Below are 1,756 nucleotides of genomic sequence, written 5' to 3'. Positions count from 1 at the left end.
TCCAGGCACAGACTGTTTGATTATTGATGATGATAATAATGAAGTTCCAAACACAGGTGTTGGAGAATTGCTTATAAAAGGCCCACAAATTATGAAAGGTTACTGGAATAATGAATCTGAAACAAAAAAGGCATTACAAAATGATTGGCTATACACTGGTGATCTCGCTGTGATGGATGAAGAAGGTTATTTCTACATTGTCGGGAGAAAAAAAGAAATGATTATTGTAAGCGGGTTTAATATTTATCCCCAAGAGGTGGAAGGAGTTCTATATGAACATCCGACTATTAAAGAGGCTGCTGTGGTGGGTATACCTCATAAAGAAATAGGTGAGGTAGTAAAAGCATTTATTGTACCGAAAGAAAATGCCTCCATTGATCTTGATGAAATAGAAGGATATTGCTATTCCCAGTTGACCCCCTACAAGGTGCCAAAAGAATTTGAAATTAGAAAAGAACTGCCGCGGAACACAGTCGGAAAACTATTAAAAAGATTGCTTATTAAAGAAGAACTTGAAAAGGAGGAGAAAAGTGATTAAGGAAGAATGCATAGTTTGAAAGAGTAGCAGAACGGGATCCAACATGCATATTTTGTATACTCCCACGATTTAAAGTCATTTTATAAGGTATTCATTCAGAAAGATAGGGGCAAGAAGACGCTGTCATTGGGAGAACAGATGATGAAAGTAGTTCGTTTAGTATTAATTAAAGAATCAATTATTAGATTAAATTCGAAGTGTGTGAACACACAAAAAGAAAAGAGGAATTCAAATGCGTTGGGTTGTTCTCATTCTATTATTCTTTGGTGCCGTTATTAACTTTGCTGATAAATCAATCATCGGACTTGCAGCTGTACCTATCATGAAAGAATTTGATCTTTCTTATGCTGAGTGGGGACTTGTCGGAAGTAGTTATTATTGGCTATATCCAGTAACAGGTATTTTCGGGGCAGCGTGGGCGGATCGGCTTGGGGCAAAAAAAGTACTTGGATTCATCATGCTGACATGGACGGTTTTGCAATTCGGGGTTTTGGCCATTGCAGCGTTGCCGTTTCTGATTCTCTACAGAATTTTACTAGGTGCATTTGAAGGGCCATATAGCCCAGTTGCTTACAGTCATGCGGATAAGTGGTTTCCTCCAAAACTAAAAGGGTTTGCTAATTCGGTAGTGGTTGGCGGGGGAACTGTTGGGGCGATGATTGTTGCACCAATCCTCGTTTCTTTAATTACCATTTTCGGATGGAAGGTTGCCTTTGCCGCTCTTGGTGTAGCAAGTCTTGTTTGGTTCTTCCTATTTCAATTTTTAACGAAGGAAAATCCTGTTGAAGTTTATGAAAATGTACAGAAGAAAAAGAAAGATAAACTAGAGAAAATTAAAGTGAAAGATTTCCTGGGACTTCTAGCGTCACCTACTGCTTTATTTACTACCCTCGCTTACTTTTCAACCTATATTCTTGTTGTTTGGTTTTCAGTGTGGCTGCCTATTTATTTAGTGGAAGCCGTTAAGATGACACCCGGTCAGATGGGATCGAGTGTGGCAATAATCGGAGTCGTTTCCGTTTGTATTTATATGGGTGTTTCTATGCTGTCTGATTATTTATTTAAGAAAAATCAAAATTGGCGGTCATCAAGAGTATTCGTTGTAGCTGGTGCAATGATCTTGGGTGCAATATTTTTTTCATCAATCATGGTTTTTCAAAATCCAATTTGGGTGATTCTTGCGATGTGTTTAGCAAAGGGCCTTACATATGCCATATT

Annotated in this window: 2 protein-coding genes; both read left to right on the top strand. The window is 38.2% G+C overall.

Annotated elements, in window-relative coordinates; all coding sequences use genetic code 11:
* Positions 1–538: AMP-binding enzyme (locus tag AC1DUW_RS27695; RefSeq protein ID WP_477644036.1), on the top strand; the 538-nt coding region annotated here is incomplete at its 5' end.
* Between the two features lie 232 nt (positions 539–770).
* On the top strand, positions 771–1,756 hold a 986-nt coding region (locus tag AC1DUW_RS27690; RefSeq protein WP_477644035.1), incomplete at its 3' end, for an MFS transporter.

The organism is Peribacillus sp. P4_C12, assembly GCF_056402095.1.
The sequence above is the reverse complement of the archived record's forward strand: the minus strand, read 5'-3'. Positions and strand labels throughout refer to the sequence as shown.